Consider the following 20246-nt stretch of genomic DNA (forward strand, 5'->3'; position numbering starts at 1 on the left):
CGGCCGCCGGTGCGCGCCAGCGTAGCCGTCCAAGAGCCTAGTCAGCGGGTACGACGGTTGCCGTCACCGTTTTGGTGGATGCAGACCACAGTCGGTATCCTGGGACTCCCTGGGCTAACGTGTGCTATTCCGGCTCAGTCCGGACGACCCGGGCCCCCAGCAACAGACTTGAGGAGTTTGAACTATGGCCGCTGTGTGCGATATCTGCGGGAAAGGCCCCGGCTTCGGTAAGTCGGTGTCGCACTCTCACCGCCGCACCAGCCGCCGGTGGAACCCCAATGTTCAGACCGTGCACGCCGTGACCCGTCCCGGCGGCAACAAGCAGCGTCTGAACGTGTGCACGTCCTGCATCAAGGCCGGTAAGGTCACCCGCGGCTAGATCGTGTCGCAGGCGGGGCTCGATATCAACGAGCCGGTAAATCTGGCGCGGAAGTGCGAGTAGGGCCCACCAAAAACGCAGCCTCGGTGAAGGGCCGCCCCGCGTGCAGGCGCGGGCTTGTCGAGCCTGCAAATCTGGCGCGGAAGTGCGAGTAGGGCCCACCAAAAACGCAGGCTCGATGAAATGCGGGTCGCCGTGTCGCGCCGGCTCGGCCTCCAAGTAACGTCACCGACGGGTTTGGCGTCAACAAGGAGTACAGCCGAGGTGGGTCCGACGTGAGTGACAGTGCACTGGCAATCACCAACCTGATCTACACCTACGCGCAACTCCTCGACCGCGGCGACCTGGACGGGGTTGCAAGGCTCTTCGAACACGGCCGCATCTGCGGAGTAAAGGACGGTCCGCCGGAGACGGTGTTCGCCGGCGCCACACGGGTGCGCCAGATGTATGACATGGCAACTCGTATCTACGAGGACGGCACCCCCAAGACCAAACACAACACGACCAACGTTCAGCTGCACATCGACGAGGCGGCGGGGACTGCACACAGCACGTCGTATTACTGCGTCACGCAGGCCACCCCCGACCTGCCGTTGCAGGTGATCGTGACCGGCCACTACAAGGACACCTTTCACCGGCTCGACGGGGTGTGGTGGTTCGACAGCCGCACCATGTTCGTCGACCAGGTCGGCGACGTCAGCCAGCACCTGAAGCTCTAGTGGCGACACCGTTCGACTCCGCTGCGGTGATGGCAGAGGCCCAACGCAAGGAGTCGCTATCCGACTGGGGCCCCGGCGAATTCGAAGGTCCGCTGCGGGTGCTGCTGGCTGACTACGCCCACGCTGACCTCAACGCTATCGGCACGCACCTCCTGAGATCCGGAATCGTGCACAGCCTGCGGATGCGACTGCGCACGCAGGAGTGGATCCGGCGGCACCCGGAAATTCTCGACGAGCAGATTGCCGCACCGATCGTCGTCGTCGGAATGATGCGCAGCGGAACAACTCTGGTGCAGCGGCTGTTGGCGGCCGACCCCAGGTTTCTCTGTGCGTACGGCTGGGAGGTGGTCGAGGTCGCGCCCCGGCTCGGCCAGGAATTCACCGGTGTCGACCCGCGCATCGCGATCAGCGAAGCGCGCGAAGCGAAGTCGCGCGAACTGGCCCCCGATCTGTTCACCATCCATCCGATGTACGCGCGGGAAGCCGAGGAGGAGATCGTCTTTCTGGCCGACGCGTTCCTGTCGCACGTCCCGGAATCCGGTGCGCACCTGCCGCACTATCGCTGCTGGCTCGACGAGCAGGACTTCACCCCGGCCTATGTCTATCTGCACCGCATGGTGCAATTCCTGCAGTGGCAGAAGCGCCGGCGCGGTGTGCACGGGCAACGCTGGGTGCTCAAGTCGCCCGCGCACCTTGGCTACCTGGATGTGTTGCGGTCGAGATTCCCGGATTTGCACGTCGTACACATGCATCGCGACCCGGGCACCACAATCGCCTCGGGCGCCAGCTTGAACGCGACCTTGCACGCGATGCACGCGGACACCGTCGATCTGCACCGGGTGGGCGCCGAATGGTTGCAGCGCATGGGGTGGAGCAACGACCGGGCGATGGCGATCCGGGACGGCGGGGACGCTGGCCCCGTCACCGACATTCACTTCAACGACGCGGTCGCCGATCCGATCGGGCAGGTGGCCCGGATCTACGAGGCCATCGACGTGCCGCTGACCGAGCAGGCGCAGGACGCCATGCGGCACTGGCTGCAGGTGCGCCCTCGCGAAGGGCAGCGCCCACCCTACCGGCTGACCGACTACGGTCTGCGTCCCGAGCAGGTCGACGAGCGATTCACGTTGTACAACAGACGTTTTCGAGACAGGAGCAACGCGTGACCGACCACCCGGTCGCTACGGCGTCCCAACACGAGCAAGAACTGGCCGCCCTCGAGCTGAGCGAGCACCCCACCGTCAAAGCCGCTTACCGCGACGTAGCTCAGACCTGGCTGGGCCGCGCCAAGGCGTCCGAGGCGATGCGCGAACGGTTCGACGACGCGTTCGCCGAAGTGATGTTCTCGGCAGCGGTGTGGTCGTCCAATCAGGACAAGCTGCGGCCCAAGGTCAGCTGCATCACCCGGTTGGCGCACCCGGTGGAAGGCCGGCGTATTCCCGGATCCCGCTGGGGCATCGACAATCCGGACAGCGTGTACCGGGTGATCCCCATCTCCGGCGACGAACGCTACGAGATTCATGGCCGGGTCGGTGAGCACCGGATGACGGAGAACTACTTCACGCTGTGGGACGCGCACATGGGCACGGTCGACGTGCTCAACGGCCGCACCATTGCGCTCGACTCCGACGGCAGCTTCACCATCACCGTCGACTCCGACCCGGCCGACGGCCGCCCCAACCACGTGCGAAGCACCCCGCAGGCGCATGAGTTCTACATCCGCGACGTGCTGCTCAACTGGGATCGCGACGACCCCAATCACTTTGAGATACAACGGCTGGGCGGTTCCCCTTCGGCGCCGGCGCGCAGCCGTGATCAGCAGGCGGAGGCGACGGCGTCGATGATGGCGTACTTCGCGAACTTCACCGGCAAGCTCAGCCACGGCGCGTACAAGATGCCGGCCAACCAGTTCGACCTGGCCTGGTCCGCGAACACCGACGGCGCGATGCGCAACCAGTTCTACGTGATGGGCCGCATCGATCTCGCACCGGACGAGGCGTTCGTGGTGGACCTCAACGATGGTGGCGCCGAATACTTCACGGTGCCGCTGAGCAACATCTGGGGCACCACGCTCGACATCGTCGACCGCACCGGCAGTCTCAACAAGGCGCAGTCAACGGTCAATGAGGATGGAACCTACACCTATGTGATCGCACCCGAGGATCCCGGCGTGGCGAACTGGATCGACACCGACGGACTGCGCGAAGCCATCCTGACGCTGCGGATGGCGGAATTCGGCGAGACGGGACCGCGTGCGGGCCTCGGCGCGCACGGGCGGGTGGTCAAGCTGGACCGGCTTGACGCCGAGGTACCTCACCTGCCCCGGGTAAGCGCCGAGCAGCGGGCGGTGGAACGTGCCGACCGGCGAGCGGCTTACCTCCGGCGGCTGCCGGAAGGGACCGCCTGATGACACGGTGGTTGGTGACGGGGTGCTCCACCGGGTTCGGCCGCGAGATCGCCCGCGCGGCTTTGGAAGCGGGCCACAGTGTGGTGGTGACCGCGCGACGGGCCGAGGCGGTGCGGGACCTGGCGGACGAGTTCGGCGACCGCGCCGTGGCGGTAGCGCTCGACGTGACCGACGCCGCTCAGATCGCGCCCGCCATCGACGCGGCCGAGCGGGCCTTCGGCGGGATCGACGTGCTGGTCAACAACGCCGGCCACGGGTACCTGTCGGCGGTCGAGGAAGGTGAGGACGGCGAAGTCCGGAAACTGTTCGACGTCAACTACTTCGGTGCCGTCGACATGATCAAGGCGGTGCTGCCCGGGATGCGCGCGCGCCGCGCCGGCCACATCGTCAACATCTCGTCGATGACCGGCCTGGTGGCCAACCCCCCCAACGCGTACTACTCGTCCACCAAGTTCGCGCTGGAGGCGGTGACCGAAGCCCTGGCCACCGAGGTACGACCGCTGGGTATCAAGGTGACCGCCATCGAGCCGGGCGCGTTTCGCACCGACTGGGCGAGCCGATCGATGAAGGAAACCGGCACGCCGATCGCCGATTACGTCGACGTGGCCGCGCGCAAGGACCTGATCAAACAGTTCGCCGATCACCTGCCGGGCGACCCACGAAAGGTCGCCGAAGCGGTACTGATGGTGACCGAACTCGACGATCCGCCACTGCGATTGCTGCTGGGCCGCGACGTGCTCAAAGCGATGCGGGACAAGATCGCCGCGATGTCGGCGTCGATCGAGGAGTGGAAGGCCGTGACGAAAAACGTGAACCTCCCGGGCGCTTAGCTCATTCGTCGAGGAACACGGCGTGCTGGTCCGGGCGATCGCGGCCGATGCGCAGTGAGTTGGCCGGAAAACCCGGGTCAGGGTAGCCCACGGCCAGACCGCACAGGATGCGCACATCGGCCGCGATGCCCAGTTGTTCGCGCAGGGTGTCGGGATAACCGGCGATCGAGACTTGCACGCAGGTGCCGAGTCCGCGAGCGGTCAGGGCCAGCAACAGATTCTGCAGAAACATCCCGACACCCATGCTGTCGACCAGGTCGAGGTCTTGATGCATGAACACGACGGCGACCAGTGGAGCGCGGAAGAATTCCCTCGAGGTCGTACACGCCCTTGATCCTGACAGGACCGTCAGTCGCGGATGACCAGGACAGTGTTTCCGGCCCGCCGTCCCGGGCGCGAACCGCTTTCGAACGCGTCGCGGCCCTGCGCGAGCGGGAAGGTGCGGGCGATCTCGACGTGCAGCCGGCCGTCATCGACGAGGGTCGCCAGTTGGGTGAGCTGCTCCCGGTTGGCGGTGACGATGAAGAACGTTGCCGTGACCCCGAATTCGCGGGCCTTGCCCGGAGGGGGCGGCGCGCTGAGGGTGACGAGGCGGCCGCCGCGGCGCAGGACACCGTAGGAGCGGTCCAGGGTCTGACCGCCGACGGTGTCGATCACGACGTCGTAGCGCGCACTCATCTCGTCGAAAGCCGTTGTGCGGGTGTCGATCACGCGCCGGACGCCGAAGCCGCGGACCAGTTCCGCGGTTTCGGTGACAACGCCAGACACCTCATGGGACACGATCGTCGGCGTCCGGTCGAAGCCGTCACGCGTCCACGTCTCTTCCCACGTCAATTCGTCAAACGTGATGGCCGCGGCGTGCACGGCGATCAGCATTTCGCCGGCTGCGGGAACCGGCAGCGGCGCCGACTCGACTATCAGAACCTGCGCCCGCCGCGCCGCTGCGCGCGCAGCGCCGTCATCTCACTCACGTGCGGCAATCGGGCACAACGACGTCAGGCGAAGCCAGATCTCGTCGGCGGGAGCCGTGCACAGGGCACGGCGATTACGCGGGGGCCCATGTACCCGACATTAGCGGGACGCACAATTCGTGAGTATTTGACATCTACCCCGATTGCTAGGGTTTTCAAGAGTCGGCTCTTGTCGGGAGGAGAAGTAGTGACGATTTTGCGGGTGGAGATGGACCGCTTGGCCGGATTGGCTCAGGCGTTGTACGGGCTGGCCGATGAGGCTGGAGGGCTCAGCACGGCGAAGTCGGCGTCCAATCCGCTGGCGTTGGCGGTTGCTGCGCAACGCGGGTTGACGTCCATGGGCAAAGATGCGCCCACGGCGGTGACCGAGGCGTTCAGCATCGACCACGACCTGGTGGCGGGACAGATGATTCCCGCGGTCAAGGAAAGGCTGCACGAGACCGGAAGAGTTCTGGCGGACACGGCGAACAAGTTCCGTGACGCCGACGAGGTGAAGGTCAGTGTCGGCACGGCGATGAGCGCTTACATTAACGCCACCGGAGACTGGAACGTACCTGCGTGACGCTTTCCCTTTCCCAGATCATGTCGTGGGATCCGTCGGTGCTCACCGAAATCGGCAACGGCTGGACGAACTTGGGATCAAAGGTCGAGGACTTGTTCACTCGCTACAGGTCCTCCGTGGTCGCGATCAACGGCGGGCATTGGGAGGGTGCCGCCGCCGATGCGGCAGTGCATCGTGCCGAGTCGGATCAGCGGGCGGCTCATCAGTTGGTCGGTCACCTGAACCGAGCCGCAAAGGTTGCCACCGACGGTTTCGCCGTCATCAACGAGCCCTTGCAGCGGACCCGCACAGCTGTCGCCGAGGCAACCAACGCCGGCTATTTAGTGCGTGAGGACTTGAGTGTCTATAAGCCCGGTAAATCAACCGAGGACGACGAGAAAGCCATGCGGCGGTTTGCCGAGCGAATCACTTCTGCCGCCAACGCCACCGAAGCAGCCGACGCCTCGGTCAAGAACGCGCTGAGCGCCACGAGGGGAGATCTGCGGGCCGCGTTCACCAGCGCGGCGGCGTTGGGCGGTGCGCAGGCCCGTGCCGACGCGAAGGATATCCTGAAAGACCCCTCACATCTGACGCCTGAAGAGCTTCAGCGGCTGGCCGCGGCGGGTTCGCTGACCCCCGAACAACTCGACGCCCTGCAGGCCGGCGACGAGGTGAACATCCCCGCCTCGCAGATGGAGTATCTGAACGGGCTGGCTCGGTCTTTGGACGGAAAGACCCCCGACGAGATCGAGGCAATTCTCAACGCCCTGCCCGGCGACGCTCGCCACAGTGTCGCCAATGCTTTACAACTGGTCTCCAACGAGCGGGTGACGTCGAATATCGCCGGGGACAAGGACATCCCTACTACCGGTGGCTTGGCGTTGCTGCCCGACAGGTACCGGCAATCGCTGTCTCGCGGGGATCTGGTGGTCACGAAATCGGTGGGGCTCAACGCCACGTTGCTCAACGGGGTGAAGGACAACCAGTCGATCGCCCGGGTCGCGGGCATGGCCGAAGACCGATACAAGGCCGGTTCCGCGCTGGACCAGCGACTAATGGATGTCGGACGCCAGTATCTGCATGCCCAGGTCCGCTCTGAACAGGACTTCAACGGGCTCCTGAGCATTGATGCGAATGCACTTGAGGCGTACACCGCCGGGCACAGCGGCCACCCGGTCGGCGTGACCGAAGACATCTTCCGAGCCGTGGCGCCCGACAAGATCGCGCTGCACGACGCCGTGCTCGACCCATCCCACGGCCAGGATTTCGTCACCGATCTGCTCACTCACCGCTCCTGGGGGGACGGCGGCGCGGCCGCCAAAGCACTCTTCACCTTCAACCCGGACGAGCAGTTCGTGCACCCCGGCGAGTCACACGCAGGTTATGCAATGGCGGCCAGAGACGGGGAGATCATGCAGGCAGTCGCCCAAGCGATGAGCACCGATGCCGCCCGGAATTTGATGTTGGACGTGCCGGGATCCAACCACCACAGCGTCGGACAGCTCAACCCCGAGCTGATGCGCCAGGTCGCCAGCAGCATGGCGCCCTATATTCCGGACATGGCCGGAGCCAGCGCACCACCGGACCGCCAAACCGCGGGATTCCACGTGGGATTGGGCGACCATAACTGGACCAACGCCGACGGCCGGCACGGTGGTTTGGTCAATATCATGTCGATCATGGACTCGGATCTGACCAAGAACCCGAGTCATCCCGGAGCGGGCGAAATCTTCAACGCGGGCGCGGTTGCCGCGATGACCGGTCAAGAGGGCCTCTTCGCCCACGACCCGCACGCACCCAACGCCGGTTCACACTTGATCGCCTCGGGCATCATTCAAGGTGCATTGGATCAGGGGTTGATGACGGCCCTGCAACACGATGCCACCAATCATCAGGCCAATCTCCACGAGGTCTGGCAGCACAAGAAGGACGCGTGGGATACCTGGCAGCGACTTGCCGGGTTAGCGGAAGGCGAAATCAAGAAAGCCGGGCCATTCGGTAAAGCATTCGGCTACGCCGACGAGCTGCTTGGTGATCAGATCAAGGACGGCCTCAAGAATGATTTCGTGGGTAAAGAACCGGACAAGAACGTCACAGTAAGTCAGCTCCCCGCTCCCAACTGGGAGAGGCTGTACAACCAGACTCTTGCACAGGTACCGGGGACACTCAGCCCCGAACTCCGCGCCCAGTATCCATGGGCCTTCGGCGGCGATGGACACTTGCTGAACTATGAACAGGCACTGGCCAACGCCGAACTGGCAAACGTACGGAGCACCGAGGTGGCGAACACCTACAAGGTCCTGCTCAATTCGTTGAGTGACGACGCATGGGAAACCTTCAGCCAGGCATACGCCGAGGTCACCGGCGTCGTGGTTCCGAAAGGCTAGTGGCAGCGATGCGTGCGCGCCTGCTGCTTGACGTTGTGACTATTGTCGCCGCGGCAGGATGCTCAAGCGGGCCCGCCCAGCTGCAGGCGGGGCCGACGACCGTCGAGCAATTACACCCGCAGTTCAGTCATGTCTGGACCGCTGCGGCGCAGATCGATGTATTTTCCCGCCCCGCCGAACTTGTCCGCGCGACGAGAGAAGCGCTCGAACTGACAAATATTTATGGTCCAGATAAAACTTTCCCGGGCTACCTGGTTGCGACCGGCGGCCCCCGATTTCCGGGCGACGCGAACTATCAATTCAACACAACGCAATCCAGCCCCGGATATGTCGAGATCGGCAAATCGCCGCGAACGCAGTATCTCTATATCGCCGAGCTGACGATCTCGGCCGACCACAAGAATATCGAGGCGATTGTCTGCGGATACACGATCGCCGCGCCGCAGAACACCACCGGACTCAACCCGAACACGCTGCGCGATGCCCGGCGTATCGAATTATCGGGCCCCGCCTCCGACACCCAGCCCACCAGCCTGGTCGACGACCACCCCGATCGGGTCGATCCCCGCGCCGAAATGCCACCGAGCTGGAACGTCTTTCAGAGCTGGCACATCACCAAACTGGTCGACTTCGAGCCCGCAGGCATCCCGGCGAGGTGCGGCGACTGGTGGCATTCTCAACTCCCCTACCTCTGGCGGCCGCCGGGTGAAAACTTTCTCAACCCACCGCCCGACGACCCCACTTTTCAAATGCCCCGCGAGCCAGTCAAACCGCAATTCCCCGAATGGATCAAAGCCAATCAGATGTGAGCGCTCAATCGTACGTCGACCGCACATTCGGCAGCAGCCGCTAACGAGTTTGGAGGACTTTCAGTTGCCGAGAAAGGCGGTCTTCATATTAGCTGTCGTCACGGGTATCGCATCAGCCGGACTCACGTTTCTGTCGTGGGTACGGTTTTACGACATTGGGCTGTATTGGAATGCTTTTGGTGTGTACGCCGGCGAGAACAACGAATACTTCGCAAGGATCGGTCCACCGCTTGGTCAGCTCATCAACACCGTGCCGGGGTGGGTTGTGCTGATCGCCTCGCTCGCGGCCACCGTCGCATTCGCGACCGCGACACGAATGCGCTGGCTCGGCCTCGCTGCACCCATCTTCGCGCTCGTCGCGTTCGTCGAAGTGATCGCGTGCCTGATCCATCCGGCGTTCTTGATCGGCGATCTCAAAGCGTTCGTCAGCCCGGCCGACCCTGACCGCGCCTTCCTCAATACTGGCGTGGTGATCGCCGAAGTCGCGACCACCGGCGTACTGCTGATCTGCACAAGCCTCATCGCAATATCAGGCATCCGACGCGCGCGCGCCGAACGTCGATCACCAGCAGTCTGACACCATCCGAGTTCAGCCGAGCCCGCGGCGTCTGCGCAACACGGCGACATCCTCGGCGATCAGATTGTCGATGCGGTCGGCAAGAGCTTGTGCCGTCACCGGCACCGCCCGTTCGAGGTCGGGTGTGAAAAGGTAGTCGCCGTCGTCCCGTAGCCGCACGCAGACGGCGACCTTCTCACACCAATCGACCCCCCACTCGCGTGCGGGTACGCAGCGGGACTGCACCGTCGTCATCACTGCCACGTCGCCCGCCGATACCACGTGCTCGCGTCGGCGCGTCGGCGCCACCCGCGAGGACACCTGCAACTCAAAATCGTCGTCGTCCTCGTCTATCGGGACACTGCTAGTGAACCTATCCAGGTATCCCGGAATCACAATCTCCGAATGAGTGCCGGCGGCAACTAAATTCACCGATCCGGCGATTGCGGCACCCAGGTCATAGGGCGATAGTGCGAACACGTCGACAACGTCTTCGCCCGGCCGCTGGGAGGCAAAGAACCCCAATTCGCCTGCGCGATAAGCCAGTATCCGCAAATCGGGATCCTCAGATGTGAAGTTCACCCGGCACTCCACCCAGATGTCGGCCTCCGCATGGGCTCGCACCCACGACTGGAACACGCGCAGGTCTCCCGAGTCGAATCGCTCCGCCACGCTCGAGGCATTCATCTCGGGGACGGCGACAGGCTGAGTCCGCCAGAACGGATACGGCAATCCGTCCCGGCCCTGCACGTCGCAGATTCCCAACAGGTCGATCAGTGTGATGCTGCCGACTTGGTCCACTCGTACGGTCGTCGTCACGGCAGCCGCCAATCGATCGGGTCGGCCCCCATGCCGGTGAGCAGCTCATTGGCACGACTGAACGGCCGCGATCCGAAAAACCCGCGCGACGCCGACAATGGCGACGGGTGCGCCGATTCGATCGCGACGCAGTTGCCGGCGGCGAGCATCGGCTTGAGCGTCGACGCGTCGCGCCCCCACAGGATCGCCACCATAGGCTGCTCGCGCCCCACCAGAGCACGAATCGCGCACTCGGTCACCGCTTCCCATCCCTTCCCCCGGTGCGACGCCGGGTTGCTCGGACGCACGGTAAGCACCCGGTTCAGCAGCATCACACCGCGCTGGGACCAAGGCGTCAGGTCGCCGTTGGACGGCTGCGGGAAACCGAGGTCGGTGCTGTACTCGTCGAAGATGTTGGATAGGCTGCGCGGCAACGGACGCACATCGGGCGCCACCGAGAAGCTCAGGCCGACCGCGTGGCCGGGCGTCGGATAGGGATCCTGCCCGACGATGAGCACCCGGACACTGTCGAACGGAAATGTGAAGGCGCGCAACACGTTCGGACCCGCCGGCAGATATCGCCGGCCGGCCGCGATCTCTTCACGCAGGAACTGACCCATCTTGCCCACCTGATCGGCCACCGGCGCCAGCGCCGTCGCCCAGCCCGATTCGACGAGTTCGTTCAGCGGGCGCGCGGTCATTGCAGTCCCGTCACCAACAGCACCACGGAGTCGGCGCCGGCCCGGCGGTCCTTCGAAATCTCCTGATATTCCGGCGATTGCGCCCAGTTGCGGAACGCGATCACGTCGGGAAACGACATGAGCACCACTTTCTCGCGGTCCCACTCACCCTCCACCACTTCCGGTGACTCATCGGCAGCGAGCACGGTTCCGGCGTAACGACGGAAAACGTCCATGAATCGCGCTTGGTAGCGGTCATAGGCCGCCCGGTCGGTGAACTTCAGCTGGGCAATCGCGTAGACGGTCATCGCCGCCACCCTAGCCACCCTAAAACGACTGCCACCCCGCGTACCCTTCCCACTCCCGGCCGTCGACCGTTACCCGCGCCGGCCCGTCGACCACCTGCCCGATCACCCGCCATCCGGCCGGAACCGCATCGGCGAAGCATGCCGCCAAAGCGTGGTCCTCACCGCCGCCGAGTACCCACCCCCACGGGTCGGCACCGGCGGCAGCGGCCGCCTGGGACACCGCGTCGCAGTCGACGGCCAACGCTTCGGCGGACAAGTCGATTCCCACCCCGGAAGCCGCCGCCACGTGCCGCAGATCGGCCACCAGACCGTCGGAGACGTCGATCATCGCCGAGGCGCCGCCGTTCGCGGCCATCGCCCCCTGCCCGTAGGGAGGCGCCGGCACCAGATGCCGGTAGCGCAACTCGCCGAAGTCTTCGATCTTGCTGCGCCACAATGCATATCCAGCCGCCGAGCGTCCGAGTTCGCCGGCGACGGCGAGCACCGAACCGGCGCGCGCACCCGAGCGCAAGACCGGTGCACGGCCCTCGAGATCGCCGAGCACCGTCACCGACACCACCCATTGCGCACAGTTGACCAAGTCCCCGCCGGCGATACCGGCGCCGATCAGGTCCGCTTCCGCCCACATGCCGTCGACCAACGCGCTCAGCTGGGCAGCCGGCATCGAATCGGGCGCTCCGAAAGCGACCACGAAGGCCGTCGGGCGCCCCCCCATCGCTTCGATGTCGGCCGCGTTCTGCGCAATCGCCTTGCGGCCCACGTCAAACGGCGTCGACCAGTCAAGCCGGAAGTGGCGATCCTGCACCAACATGTCGGTCGACACGACGACACGGCCGTCGCCGGCCGAAACCACCGCCCCGTCATCGCCGGGTCCGACCGTCACGGCGGCAGGTTGCCTGCGACCCCGCACCAACTGCTCGATCACGGCGAACTCACCAACCTGGTGCAAGGTAGGGGAATCCCCCGATGCGTCGTCGCGCACGTCACCTCATCTCTGCGCGCCTCGGCCGTGCGGACGGCCGTCCGACCTGCGGTAAGTTGGGTTCCAGCCCGTTCGGGCGGACCGCGTCAGTGTAATCGTGGCCATGCGCCCGACTGCAGAGGAGACGACCAGGTGACAGGCGACGCCGATCTCGGCGGCCCGCCCCGCGCTGTCATGATCGCCGCGCTGATGCTGGGCGTGGTGACCATCGGAGCCATCCTGGCGCTCGCGGCGACCCTACACACGCGGCAACAACCGATCGCCATTCCCGGCGCGGACGCACCGCAAGCCGGCAATGCGACATGCCAGTCGCTGATGGCGGCTCTACCGGAGCAACTCGGGGATTTCCGCCGCGCCGACATAGCGCAACCGGCACCGGAAGGTGCGCGGGCGTGGCGGTCCGGGGCCGATGCCGATCCGGTGATCCTGCGTTGCGGACTGCCGCGACCGGACGATTTCGTGGTGGGCTCACCGATCCAGGTCGTCGACAGAGTGCAATGGTTCCGGGTGACGGAGCAACAGTCAACGGACGCAGGCAGATCCACCTGGTACACCGTCGATCGTCCGGTGTACGTGGCGCTCACCCTGCCCGGGAATTCGGGACCTGCGCCGATTCAGGAACTTTCAGAGATCATCGACCGCACCATCCCCGCGGTGCCGATCGACCCGGCGCCCGCTCGCTAACGCAGGCCCACGCCGCGGGCCAGGGCGGTGTCCACCATGGTCGCCAGCAGGGTCGGGTAGTCCACGCCACTGGCCGCCCACATTCGCGGGTACATCGAGATGGTGGTGAACCCCGGCATCGTGTTGATTTCGTTGATCACCGGCCCCTCCTCGGTGAGAAAGAAGTCAACTCGCGCCAGGCCCTGGCAGTCGATGGCCTGGAATGCCCGAATCGCCAACTGGCGCAACGCCTCAGCGGTGTCGTCGTCGACCTTGGCCGGAACATCCAACTCGGCCGCGTCGTCCAGATATTTGGTCTCGAAGTCGTAGAAGGAGTCTTCGCGTCCCCGTACGCCGGCCACCCGGATCTCCCCCAACGTGCTGGCTTCGATTGCGCCGTCGGGCATCTCGAGGACACCGCATTCCAGCTCACGGCCGTGGATGGCCGCCTCGACAATCACCTTCGGGTCGTGCCGACGGGCCGCGGCGAGCGCAGCGGGCAGATCGTCCCAGCTCGCCACCCGGCTGACGCCGATCGATGACCCGCCACGCGCGGGCTTGACGAACACCGGCAAGCCCAACCGCTCCCGCTCCTGCGGATTCAGCGTCGGATGCGATGGACGCAATACCGCGTGGGCGCCGACGGGAAGTCCCTCGGCGAGAAGCAGCTTCTTGGTGAATTCCTTGTCCATGCCCGCGGCACTGGCCAGCACGCCGGCGCCCACATACGGCACGCCGGCGAGTTCGAGCAGTCCCTGAATGGTGCCGTCCTCACCGTAGGGTCCGTGCAACACCGGGAACACCACGTCCACCGCGCCCAAGACTTCCGAAGCCCCGGGTGTGAGTGACACCAGCTGGCCGCCGCGTTCGGGACTGGCCGGCAAGGCCAGCTCGGTGCCCGAATCGGCAGTCACTCCCGGCAACTGACGGTCGTTGATCGCCAGCGCGGCGGGGTCGCCGTCGGTGAGCACCCAGGAGCCTTGCGGGGTGATGCCGATCGCCACGACATCGAAACGCTGAGGATCCAGGTTGCGCAGGATGCTGCCCGCCGACACGCACGAAATGGCGTGCTCGTTGCTGCGTCCACCGAACACGACGGCGACGCGAACGCGTTTGGTGGCGGTCACAACCTAAAGAGGCTACCGGGTCAGCGGCACACAAGTGGGCGTTGCCGCACCGAGCTGGGGTTATGGGGCGGCCACGCGCTATTCGGGCTTGGTGCTGCGGCCCAGCAGCAACGCGATCGCCTCGCTCACCGAAAGTCCCTTGTGGCACACCCGGTGCACCGCGTCGGTGAGCGGCATCTCGACGTCATAACTGGACGCCAGGGCGAGCACCGACTCGCACGACGTCACGCCCTCGACGACGTGACCGTCCTTGCCGTGCAGCGCCGTGTCCATGGTGTCGCCGCGGCCGAGGCGCTCGCCCAGCGAGCGGTTGCGCGAGTACGGGGATGTGCAGGTGGCCACCAGGTCGCCGACCCCGGCCAGCCCCGCCAGCGTCGCGCCTTTGGCGCCCAACGCCAAACCCAACCGCATGATCTCGGCCAGCCCCCGGGTGATGATGGCCGCCGCGGTGTTCTCGCCCAGCCCGACCCCGACCGCCATCCCGCACGCCAGGGCGATGACGTTCTTGCACGCCCCGCCGATCTCGGTCCCCACCACGTCGGAATTGGTGTAGGGACGGAAGTACCCGCTGTTGAGGAACCGTTGCAGCGCCACGGCGCGCCCGGAGTCGCTGCACGCGACAACGGTGGCGGCGGGCTGATTCTCCGCGATCTCGCTGGCCAGGTTAGGCCCGGAAATGACCGCAACCTGCGCGGCGTCCACGCCGGTGACCGACACGATCACCTGGCTCATCCGCATCAGCGTGCCGAGTTCGATGCCCTTGGCCAGGCTGACCAATGTCGCGCCGTCAGCCCACATGCCGTTCCACTGCTCGAGGTTGGCGCGCATCGTCTGGGCCGGCACGCCCAGCAGCACCGTGGTGGCGCCGGACAGCGCTTCTTCGGCGTCGTTCGTCGCGCGAATGCCGTTAGGCAGCAACGTTCCCGGTAGATAGTCGGGGTTGTACCGGGTGGAGTTGATCTTGTTGGCGACGTCCGCGCGCCGGGCCCACAAGATGACCTCACCCCCGGCGTCGGCAAGCACCTTGGCCAGCACCGTGCCCCATGCGCCCGCGCCCATCACCGCGACAGTTCCCGTACCGGCCATCCACCACCCCTAATGCGTCCACCCAGTGCCGCCGTTACGCAACCGCAGCCGATAAACAGTAGTCCCAGCGACCGGCCGCCGTCACATCCGGCGTGTTCCCCCGAAACGACGCTGGCAGGATGAGCACATGAGCGGCGCACCCGGAGATGTCGGACTGATCGTCGCCGTCAAGCGACTGGCCGCCGCCAAGACCCGGCTGGCCCCGGTCTTCTCGGCGCGCACCCGCGAGAGTGTGGTGCTGGCCATGCTGGTGGACACTCTGACCGCGGCAATGCGGGTGGATTCGGTGCGTTCGATCACTGTCATCACCCCCGATGACGACGCGGCCGCCGCCGCCAACGACCTCGGCGCCCGGGTGCTGGCCGACCCGACGCCCTCGGACGACCCGGACCCGCTGAACAGCGCCATCACCGCCGCAGCCCGCTCGGTCGCCGTCTCGAATCCCAATATCGTTGCACTGCAAGGCGATCTACCGGCGTTGCAGACGCGGGAACTCGCTGAGGCGATCTCGGCGGCGCGCCACCACCAGCGCAGCTTCGTCGCCGACCGGCTGGGCACGGGCACCGCCGCGCTGTGCGCTTTCGGAGCCGCACTCGACCCCCGGTTCGGACCGGAATCCGCCGCGCAGCATCGCCGTTCAGGCGCCATCGAACTGACCGGGGCCTGGCCGGGCCTACGTTGCGACGTCGACACGCCCGCTGATCTGGCGGCCGCGCGCCAGCTGGGGGTCGGTCCGGCGACCGCGCGCGCTGTCGCCCATCGTGCGGTGAGGTGAGCGCGTCGCAGGCGACCGGGGGGTGAACGGCATCCCAATGACATATGGATCTCCGGGGACAGCTGGCCGCATCAGCAGGTGATAGGCAATGATCGCAGGGTGACGGATATCGAAGCCACCCCAGAGGCAGAGGCACGTCCCGACGAGCACGCGTGGCACCCTGGCGACTCGGCTCCCGCGGCACCGCCGGCTGCGACCCCCGCCGCGATCACTGACGCGTTACCGGAGGAGCGCTACCTCAACCGGGAACTCAGCTGGCTGGATTTCAACGCTCGGGTGCTTGCCCTGGCTGACGACAATTCGATGCCGCTGCTCGAGCGGGCGAAGTTCTTGGCGATTTTCGCCTCCAATCTCGACGAGTTCTACATGGTTCGGGTGGCCGGCCTCAAACGTCGCGACGAGATGGGGTTGTCGGTCCGATCCGCGGACGGGTTGACGCCGCGCGAACAACTGCGCCGCATCGGCGAACAGACTCAGCAGATCGCCAGCCGCCACGCGCGGGTGTTTCTTGATTCGGTGCTGCCCGCTCTTGAAGAGGAGGGCATCTCCATCGTCACGTGGGCCGATCTGGACGAGGCGGAGCGGGAGCACTTGTCGACCTATTTCCACGAACAGGTCTTCCCGGTGCTCACCCCGCTGGCGGTAGATCCCGCCCACCCCTTTCCCTTTGTGAGCGGCCTGAGCCTCAACTTGGCGATCACGGTGAAACAACCCGAGGACGGCACCCAGCATTTCGCGCGAGTCAAGGTGCCCGACAACGTCGACCGGTTCGTCCAACTCGAGGCCAGAGACGGTGACGACGAGGTGGCCGTCCGGTTCCTGCCAATGGAAGAGCTGATCTCGGCCCTGCTGCCGGTGCTCTTCCCCGGCATGGAAATCGTCGAACACCATGCTTTCCGGATCACCCGCAACGCCGACTTCGAAGTGGAGGAGGATCGCGACGAGGACCTGTTGCAGGCGCTGGAGCGGGAACTGGCCCGGCGGCGGTTCGGTTCGCCGGTGCGGCTGGAAGTGGCCGACGACATGACCGAGAGCATGCTGGAACTGCTGCTGCGCGAGCTCGACGTCCATCCGGGCGACGTCATCGAAGTGCCTGGGCTGCTGGATCTGTCATCGATGTGGCAGATCTACGGGTTGGATCGGCCGGCGCTGAAGGACCGGGCCTTCGTTCCGGCCACCCACCCCGCCTTCGCTGAGCGGGAGACACCCAAGAGCATCTTCGCCACGCTGCGCGAAGGTGACGTGCTGGTGCACCACCCGTACGACTCGTTCTCGACCAGCGTTCAGCGGTTCGTCGAACAAGCCGCGGCCGACCCGAATGTTCTGGCGATCAAGCAGACGCTGTACCGCACCTCGGGGGATTCCCCGATCGTGCGGGCGCTGATCGACGCCGCCGAAGCCGGAAAACAAGTCGTGGCAATGGTTGAGATCAAGGCGCGCTTCGACGAGCAGGCCAACATCCGTTGGGCGCGAACCCTCGAGCAGGCGGGCGTGCACGTCGTCTACGGCTTCGTCGGGCTCAAGACACACTGCAAGACCTGTCTGGTGGTGCGTCGCGAAGGCCCCCACATCCGGCGGTACTGCCACGTCGGAACCGGCAACTACAACGGCAAGACGGCGCGGCTGTACGAGGATGTGGGTCTGCTGACCGCAGACCCCAATATCGGCGCCGATCTCACCGACCTGTTCAACACGCTGACCGGGTACTCGCGAAAACTGACCTACCGCAATCTGTTAGTGGCTCCGCACGGCATTCGCACCGGCATCATCGAGCGCGTCGAACGCGAGGTCGAAGCGCACCGCCGCGGCAACGACGCGCGGATCCGGCTGAAGATGAATGCCCTCGTCGACGAGCAGGTCATCGACGCGCTATATCGCGCATCCCAGGCCGGCGTGCGAGTGGAGGTTGTGGTGCGCGGTATCTGCGCGCTACGCCCCGGCGCCGAAGGCCTTTCCGAAAACATCTTCGTCCGCTCGATTCTCGGCCGTTTCCTGGAACATTCGCGGATCCTGCATTTCAACGCCATCGACGAATTCTGGATCGGCAGCGCCGACATGATGCACCGCAACCTGGACCGGCGCGTCGAGGTCATGGCCCAGGTCAAGGACCCGCGGCTGACCGCACACCTGGACGATCTGTTCGAGTCCGCGTTGGATCCGTCCACCCGCTGCTGGGAGCTCGGACCCGAAGGCCAGTGGACGGCGTCGCCGCGGGAGGGCGAGAGCGTGCGCGACCACCAGGCTTCGCTCATGGAACGGCACCGTAGCCCGTAACCCGTCCTGGCACGGCATCCACCAGCGCGAGCAATGTGGCCGAATTGACCTGCAGGAGTGACGGTGTCGATCCAGAACTCGTCGGACCGCCGACGCCCGGGGAGCCGGGTCGTGTATGCGGCGGGCGCGGTGCTGTGGCGACCCGGGAGCGGGCAGGGGTCCAGATCGGAGTCCGATTCGGTCGAGATCGCGGTAATTCATCGACCCCGGTATGACGACTGGTCACTGCCCAAAGGCAAACTCGATCCCGGCGAAACCGCCGCCGTTGCCGCCGTACGCGAGGTGCTCGAAGAGACCGGCCATCACAGCCGGCTGGGCAGGTGCCTCACCACAATCACCTACCCGATCGACCAGGGCGTCAAGCGGGTTCACTATTGGGCCGCCCGCAGCACCGGCGGCGAGTTCACCCCCGGACACGAGGTCGACCAACTGATCTGGTTGCCGGTCGCCGACGCCATGAAAAAGCTCGACTATGCACCTGACCGAAAGGTGCTGCGTGGGTTCACCAAACAACATCCGGACACCAAGACGGTGATAGTGGTACGACACGGCACCGCGGGCAGCAAGTCCCGGTATCGCGGCGACGACACCAAGCGACCGCTGGACAAGAAGGGACGCGCGCAGGCCGAGGCACTTGTGGGTCAGCTGCTGGCGTTCGGCGCCGACCACGTATACGCGGCGGACCGGGTGCGCTGCCATCAAACGGTGGAACCCGTTGCCGCGGAGTTGGGCGTGAACATTCAGAACGAGCCCCTCCTGACCGAGGAGGCCTACGCCAAGAATCCCAAGCGAGGCCGGCAGCGCGTTCTGCAGATCGCTGGGCAGGCAGGCACACCCGTGATCTGCACACAGGGCAAGGTGATTCCGGACCTGATCGAGTGGTGGTGCGGACGCGACGGAGTCCGCCCCGACAAGTCGCGCAATCTCAAAGGCAGCACCTGGGTGTTGTCATTGTTCGCGGGCCGCCTTGTCGCCGCGGACCACATCGGCGGCGCACTGGCCGCGAACGTTCGCGCCTGACAAGCGAATACCCCCCGCAAGGCAGTACTGCCCGCCGGAGGGTATTTGCGTGCTAGGAATTACTTGCGGCCGCGCCGGGTACTAGCAGCCTTTTTGGCCGGAGCCTTCTTGGCCGGAGCCTTGGTCGCGGCCTTCTTCACCGGAGCCTTGGTCGCGGCCTTCTTCACCGGAGCCTTCGTCGCGGCCTTCTTCACCGGAGCCTTCGTCGCAGCCTTTTTAGCGGCGGGGGCCTTGGTCGCAGCCTTCTTCACCGGAGCCTTGGTCGCAGCCTTTTTAGCGGCGGGGGCCTTGGTCGCAGCCTTCTTGGCCGGAGCCCTGGTCGCGGCCTTCTTGGCCGGAGCCCTGGTCGCGGCCTTCTTGGCCGGAGCCTTCTTGGCGGCCGTCTTCTTCGCCGCACTGGCAACCACGCCTCGCTTCACCGCGGGGCCTTCGGCCGGGAGCTTTTGTGCGCCAGCCACAACCGCTTTGAATTGAGCTCCGGGGCGGAATGCCGGAACAGACGTCGGCTTCACTTTCACCGTCTCGCCGGTGCGCGGATTGCGGGCTACCCGGGCCGCGCGGCGACGCTGTTCGAAGACACCGAAACCGGTAATGGTCACGCTGTCGCCCTTGTGGACCGCACGCACAATCGTGTCGACGACATTCTCGACAGCGGCGGTCGCCTGCCGACGGTCTGAGCCCAATTTCTGTGTGAGCACATCTATGAGCTCTGCTTTATTCATCCAACCCTCCGAGGCCAGTGGTCCGCTTTTGGAACCGACTAGTGCACTACGGTAAACCCTCAACTGGCAAATTGCCAAGAGCCACGCGCAATTTCAGGCCGCAAATGCCGTTGCGAGGCCGCCATTTCAGCAATCCGATTGCCGCCCTTGGTCGCTGGCGCGGCCTCGAAATGCCCCCGGATTAGCGCGTCAATTCGGCGCTGTCCGACGCT

The 20246-nt window shown here is 65.5% G+C and carries 21 protein-coding genes and 1 pseudogene; 13 read left to right on the forward strand and 9 right to left on the reverse strand.

From position 1 onward, the window contains the following. Positions 1–184 precede the first annotated feature (184 nt). The 5 genes from rpmB (at position 185) to ACX9NE_RS16925 (ending at position 4335) form a co-directional block, all read left to right on the forward strand. A complete protein-coding gene (gene rpmB, locus ACX9NE_RS16905) occupies positions 185–379 on the forward strand; it encodes a 50S ribosomal protein L28 (protein ID WP_036354526.1) in 195 nt (64 codons plus the stop codon). A 275-nt stretch (positions 380–654) separates the two neighbouring features. Next, positions 655–1098 (forward strand): nuclear transport factor 2 family protein, encoded by a 444-nt coding sequence (locus tag ACX9NE_RS16910; RefSeq protein ID WP_459364807.1) that lies wholly within the window; start codon positions 655–657, stop codon positions 1096–1098. A 29-nt stretch (positions 1099–1127) separates the two neighbouring features. Further along, complete coding sequence (locus ACX9NE_RS16915; protein ID WP_459364806.1) at positions 1128–2264, forward strand: sulfotransferase family protein; 1137 nt, start codon at positions 1128–1130, stop codon at positions 2262–2264. Beyond that, positions 2261–3505 (forward strand): DUF1214 domain-containing protein, encoded by a 1245-nt coding sequence (locus ACX9NE_RS16920; protein ID WP_459364805.1) that lies wholly within the window; start codon positions 2261–2263, stop codon positions 3503–3505. The genes ACX9NE_RS16915 and ACX9NE_RS16920 overlap by 4 nt, the downstream gene beginning before the upstream one ends. Beyond that, the gene (locus ACX9NE_RS16925) at positions 3505–4335 is read left to right on the forward strand and encodes an oxidoreductase (protein ID WP_459364804.1); all 831 of its coding nucleotides are present in this window, start codon (positions 3505–3507) and stop codon (positions 4333–4335) included. The genes ACX9NE_RS16920 and ACX9NE_RS16925 overlap by 1 nt, the downstream gene beginning before the upstream one ends. A 1-nt stretch (position 4336) precedes the next feature. On the opposite strand, the gene ACX9NE_RS16930 is transcribed toward ACX9NE_RS16925, so the two are convergent. Then, entirely contained in the window at positions 4337–4687 is a 351-nt protein-coding gene (locus ACX9NE_RS16930; RefSeq protein ID WP_459364821.1) for a nitroreductase family protein, read from the reverse strand. After that, positions 4684–5297, reverse strand: a pseudogene (locus ACX9NE_RS16935) (zinc-binding dehydrogenase). The gene ACX9NE_RS16930 and the pseudogene ACX9NE_RS16935 overlap by 4 nt, the downstream one beginning before the upstream one ends. Positions 5298–5493: 196 nt before the next feature. On the opposite strand from ACX9NE_RS16935, the gene ACX9NE_RS16940 reads away from it, so the two are divergent. The 4 genes from ACX9NE_RS16940 (at position 5494) to ACX9NE_RS16955 (ending at position 9620) form a co-directional block, all read left to right on the forward strand. Continuing rightward, positions 5494–5868 carry a hypothetical protein gene (locus ACX9NE_RS16940; protein ID WP_459364803.1) on the forward strand — a complete coding sequence of 125 codons (375 nt, stop codon included), beginning with the start codon at positions 5494–5496 and terminating at the stop codon, positions 5866–5868. Continuing rightward, positions 5865–8234 carry a TPR repeat region-containing protein gene (locus ACX9NE_RS16945; RefSeq protein WP_459364802.1) on the forward strand — a complete coding sequence of 790 codons (2370 nt, stop codon included), beginning with the start codon at positions 5865–5867 and terminating at the stop codon, positions 8232–8234. The genes ACX9NE_RS16940 and ACX9NE_RS16945 overlap by 4 nt, the downstream gene beginning before the upstream one ends. 8 nt (positions 8235–8242) lie before the next feature. Then, on the forward strand, positions 8243–9043 hold the full coding sequence (locus ACX9NE_RS16950) for a hypothetical protein (RefSeq protein WP_459364801.1): 801 nt from the start codon (positions 8243–8245) through the stop codon (positions 9041–9043). A 181-nt stretch (positions 9044–9224) separates the two neighbouring features. Next, a complete protein-coding gene (locus ACX9NE_RS16955; RefSeq protein ID WP_459364800.1) occupies positions 9225–9620 on the forward strand; it encodes a hypothetical protein in 396 nt (131 codons plus the stop codon). Between the two features lie 12 nt (positions 9621–9632). On the opposite strand, the gene ACX9NE_RS16960 is transcribed toward ACX9NE_RS16955, so the two are convergent. From ACX9NE_RS16960 to ACX9NE_RS16975, 4 genes are read right to left on the reverse strand one after another with little or no spacing between them, the layout of a single operon-like run. Beyond that, on the reverse strand, positions 9633–10418 hold the full coding sequence (locus ACX9NE_RS16960; RefSeq protein ID WP_459364799.1) for a hypothetical protein: 786 nt from the start codon (positions 10416–10418) through the stop codon (positions 9633–9635). Further along, a complete protein-coding gene (locus ACX9NE_RS16965) occupies positions 10415–11098 on the reverse strand; it encodes a uracil-DNA glycosylase (protein WP_459364798.1) in 684 nt (227 codons plus the stop codon). The genes ACX9NE_RS16960 and ACX9NE_RS16965 overlap by 4 nt, the downstream gene beginning before the upstream one ends. Further along, entirely contained in the window at positions 11095–11385 is a 291-nt protein-coding gene (locus tag ACX9NE_RS16970) for a DUF1330 domain-containing protein (protein WP_459364797.1), read from the reverse strand. The genes ACX9NE_RS16965 and ACX9NE_RS16970 overlap by 4 nt, the downstream gene beginning before the upstream one ends. Positions 11386–11404: 19 nt before the next feature. Beyond that, positions 11405–12367, reverse strand: coding sequence for a thiamine-phosphate kinase (locus ACX9NE_RS16975; RefSeq protein ID WP_459364796.1), 963 nt, complete (start codon positions 12365–12367; stop codon positions 11405–11407). 174 nt (positions 12368–12541) lie between these two features. On the opposite strand from ACX9NE_RS16975, the gene ACX9NE_RS16980 reads away from it, so the two are divergent. Next, positions 12542–13051 carry a DUF3515 domain-containing protein gene (locus ACX9NE_RS16980; protein WP_459364820.1) on the forward strand — a complete coding sequence of 170 codons (510 nt, stop codon included), beginning with the start codon at positions 12542–12544 and terminating at the stop codon, positions 13049–13051. On the opposite strand, the gene ACX9NE_RS16985 is transcribed toward ACX9NE_RS16980, so the two are convergent. Next, a complete protein-coding gene (locus ACX9NE_RS16985; RefSeq protein ID WP_459364795.1) occupies positions 13048–14157 on the reverse strand; it encodes a D-alanine--D-alanine ligase family protein in 1110 nt (369 codons plus the stop codon). The genes ACX9NE_RS16980 and ACX9NE_RS16985 overlap by 4 nt on opposite strands. Before the next feature lie 78 nt (positions 14158–14235). Then, entirely contained in the window at positions 14236–15243 is a 1008-nt protein-coding gene (locus ACX9NE_RS16990; RefSeq protein ID WP_459364794.1) for an NAD(P)H-dependent glycerol-3-phosphate dehydrogenase, read from the reverse strand. Positions 15244–15370: 127 nt separating this feature from the next. Between ACX9NE_RS16990 and cofC the strand changes: the two genes are divergently transcribed. The 3 genes from cofC (at position 15371) to mutT1 (ending at position 19312) form a co-directional block, all read left to right on the forward strand. Further along, positions 15371–16018 carry a 2-phospho-L-lactate guanylyltransferase gene (gene cofC / locus ACX9NE_RS16995; protein WP_459364793.1) on the forward strand — a complete coding sequence of 216 codons (648 nt, stop codon included), beginning with the start codon at positions 15371–15373 and terminating at the stop codon, positions 16016–16018. 78 nt (positions 16019–16096) lie between these two features. After that, positions 16097–18292: an RNA degradosome polyphosphate kinase gene (locus tag ACX9NE_RS17000; protein ID WP_459364792.1), complete on the forward strand. Its 2196-nt coding sequence runs from the start codon at positions 16097–16099 to the stop codon at positions 18290–18292. 63 nt (positions 18293–18355) lie between these two features. Beyond that, positions 18356–19312: an 8-oxo-(d)GTP phosphatase MutT1 gene (mutT1, locus tag ACX9NE_RS17005; protein WP_459364791.1), complete on the forward strand. Its 957-nt coding sequence runs from the start codon at positions 18356–18358 to the stop codon at positions 19310–19312. Positions 19313–19371: 59 nt separating this feature from the next. Here mutT1 and ACX9NE_RS17010 read toward each other — a convergent pair whose 3' ends face one another. Beyond that, on the reverse strand, positions 19372–20034 hold the full coding sequence (locus ACX9NE_RS17010) for an HU family DNA-binding protein (protein WP_459364790.1): 663 nt from the start codon (positions 20032–20034) through the stop codon (positions 19372–19374). Between the last annotated feature and the right edge of the window lie 212 nt (positions 20035–20246).

It is taken from the genome of Mycobacterium sp. ML4, from assembly GCF_054515735.1.